Below are 3,340 nucleotides of genomic sequence, written 5' to 3'. Positions count from 1 at the left end.
TCCGCGTCGAGCGCACGGAGATATCGCGCACAAAGCCCATTTGATCCCCGACCTCGATCCAATCGCCCTCAGAAACAGGGCGCTCAATCAACAAAATGATGCCGGAGACAAAGTTCTGCACGATGTTTTGCAGACCAAAACCGATCCCAACCGACAAGGCCCCCGCGACCAGTGCCAAAGCCGACAAGTCAATGCCGGCCGCCATAATCGCGACAATCGCCGACAAAAACACGCCGATGTAACCGGTGCCTGAGACCACGGCCTGCTGGCCGCCACGGTCGAGATTTGTTTTGGGCAAAATCGTCGAAGACAGCGCGGCCTTGACCAAGCGCGTCAGGCCAAAGCCAATGGCGAACACAATTAAGACGGTCAAAATATTGGTGATGGACAGATGCGCGTCGCCCAAGGGCACGCCCTTTTTCATCGCGGTCCAAATTTCCAACAATTGCTCAACGCGCATGCCCCAGATCAGGGCAAAAACCGGAATAGACAAAAGAACCAAGGCCAATGACACCAGCACGGGCACCAAGCCATCGCGCGCCTCCGGTCCGCGCTGTAAAATTGCAGCATATAGGTCAGACGCAAACCGCGAGGCGACCAACAAGACGCACAGCAGCGTGAGGCTGAGAACGGAAGGGTAAACAATGCCACTGGCCGCGGACATGTAGCCCACAGCGCCCATCAGCACCGCGATCACCGCAGCAGGTCGCAACAAGCCCATCATTGAGCGCGACACCAGTGCCACGAACCCCAGCGACGCGCCTTGGTCCATGGACGGTCCAATGACCTGCGCGTCGGCGCGGTCGACCGAAATCAACATCTGCGCCAAGCGGAACAACGAAATGGCAATCAAGGCGATCAACGGAAAGCGCAAAACACTCATCGTGCCGGCATCATAAGCGTCGATACGCGCAATATCAGACAGCAACAAATGTACGCCGTAGCCTAAGCCAATCAGCGCCAAATGCCCCGAGGCTTCGCGCGTTTGTGCAGGACTTAGATCAAAGGCAGGCTCCGCTGTTTCGGTGGGCTTCAACACACGTGCGGCCAACCAAAGGGCAAAGAAATAGGCAAAGCCAATCGCTGGCACAGCCTCAGCGATGACCTGCCCGCGTTCGTCCAAGATGCCTGATATTTTGGCCGCTTGCGAAAAGGCAAACAGTCCCGCAACAGGCACAATCACCTGACCTAAAGATCCAACAAATCCAGAGACTTCGCGCCCCGCAGTGCCCTTGATATAACTTTGGATTTTGTCTGACGCCTTATCCGTCAAACGACGTCCGCGCAGCACAAGAAACACCGCAAGGATGGTCAAAAACAAGATCGTCGCGCCATTGGCTTTGAGGCGCATTTGCACGCGTTCATTGGTCAGATTATTGCCAGTATTGGCCCAAGCCGTGACCACTGTGTCAGACAAATCCGCAACGGCTTTTGGCCACAAAACGGGATTGAGCGGCGTGGGCCCAAGCTCCATCAGAGCGTCGGCTTGGCGGGACAACAGCACGTCGTCAATTTCACCAATCACGCCATCGGCGCGGGTAAAGGCCTCTTGCGCTTGGCGCACAGGCGTCATCGCCACGTCAAGCTGCGCGTTCAATTCAGCGCGCCGTGCAGACAAATCCGGTGGCTCTGCCCCCCCATCTGTGGGTGCAGGACCAAGCGTTTCAATCTGCGCTTGAAGGGTTTCTATCCGCGTCGCATTGATGCTTTGCGCTGCCAGAAAATCTGATCGCCAGTCCACGAGTTGCGCGCGTGCCGCTTCTAAAGCAGCGTCATCAGGCGCAGCGCCTTGCAACTCGTTTTCGAGCGACACTGCAAAGCTGTTCCAAGCCGCGTAATCAGGCGCCGAGACCTCTTGTGCCTGCACCGAAAGAGGCAGACACAAGCAAAAAATCAAGATGAGGCGGCTGATGAGCGTGCGCATTAACCCTCGTAAACGTCAGGCAAAGCGCGGGGTCCGCGATCAAGCCAGGTTGGCACTGGCAGGCCCTTTTCCTTAAGGAATTCAGGGTTGAACAGTTTGGATTGGTAGCGCGTGCCATAGTCACACAGCACGGTCACAATCGTGTGGCCTGGCCCCATTTCACGCGCCATTTTCATCGCACCCGCAACGTTCACACCAGAAGAGCCACCAAGGCACAGGCCTTCGTGCTCGAGCAAATCAAACACAACAGGCAGCGCCTCTTCGTCAGACACTTGGTAGGAATAGTCAGGCTTGAAGCCTTCCAAGTTGGCGGTGATACGCCCCTGCCCGATGCCTTCGGTGATGGAGCCGCCTTCGGATTTCAACTCACCGGTGGTGTAGTAGCTGTGCAAAGCAGCCCCCATCGGATCGGCCAGACCGATTTTGACGCCTTTTGGCTGCAACGCCATGCCAACGCCAGCCATGGTGCCACCAGAGCCCACAGCACAGATAAAGCCGTCGACCTTGCCGTCGGTTTGTTCCCAAATCTCAGGACCTGTGGTTTCAATGTGGGCTTGGCGGTTGGCGACATTGTCGAACTGGTTGGCCCAGATCACGCCCTCATTGGTTTCGCGTGCAAGCTGTTCGGCCAAACGACCAGAGTAGCGCACATAGTTGTTCGGGTTGCGATAAGGGGCCGCAGCCACCTGCACCAATTCCGCACCCGCCAGACGCAGCATGTCTTTTTTCTCTTGGCTTTGCGTCTCAGGGATCACGATCACCGTGCGAAAGCCCAAAGCAGAGCCGACAAGCGCCAGACCGATGCCTGTGTTGCCAGCAGTACCTTCAACAATGGTGCCGCCCGGTTTCAACAGACCTTTGTCCATCGCGTCTTTGATGATGTACAGCGCCGCGCGGTCCTTCACGGATTGGCCGGGGTTCATGAACTCAGCCTTGCCCAAAATCTCACAGCCTGTAGCCTCAGACGGGCCTTTCAGGCGGATCAAAGGCGTGTTGCCGATTGTGTCGATGAGATCTTGGTTCACGCGCATATCCGGCGCTCCTTATTAATTCTTTAGTCTTGGAATATGTAGAACGAAGGTTCGCCACACTCAAGCCTTTCGCAGTCATTCAAGGACAGTGTTTTGGATTCATCCACCGTCACAGAACATTAAGCCGCGCGTCTTGCTTTCAAGATGTGCTGCGTTTCTCCAGTGTCAGCCAAATCCCCTCTGCCGAGCGCACCGTCAGATGGGCCACGGGCACAGGCGTTTCGCCGTCCACAACCCGAAGCTTATAGGCCCCTGCGATCATCGCCAACAACATTGGCCCTTCCACCATGGCAAAGCCCGCGCCGGTGCACACCCGTGCCCCCGACGAAAATGGAATATAGGCGTCGCGCAAACATTGTTTGCCGTTGTCGGTCTTGAACCTGTC

At 56.5% G+C, this 3,340-nt stretch carries 3 protein-coding genes; all 3 read right to left on the bottom strand.

Annotation, left to right across the window (positions count from 1 at the left end; translation table 11 throughout):
* Positions 1-1,924, bottom strand: a 1,924-nt coding sequence (locus ABF287_RS15190; RefSeq protein WP_347185842.1) for a DUF3772 domain-containing protein, incomplete at its 3' end; no start/stop codon positions are given.
* Entirely contained in the window at positions 1,924-2,955 is a 1,032-nt protein-coding gene (locus tag ABF287_RS15185) for a cysteine synthase A (protein WP_347185841.1), read from the bottom strand. The genes ABF287_RS15185 and ABF287_RS15190, both read right to left, overlap by 1 nt.
* Before the next feature lie 139 nt (positions 2,956-3,094).
* Positions 3,095-3,340: cytochrome P450 (locus ABF287_RS15180; protein ID WP_347185840.1), on the bottom strand; the 246-nt coding region annotated here is incomplete at its 5' end.

This window comes from Pacificibacter sp., assembly GCF_039769035.1.
Classification (GTDB): domain Bacteria; phylum Pseudomonadota; class Alphaproteobacteria; order Rhodobacterales; family Rhodobacteraceae; genus Celeribacter.
Note: the sequence above shows the minus strand (reverse complement) of the source record. Positions and strands in the feature narration are given on the sequence as shown.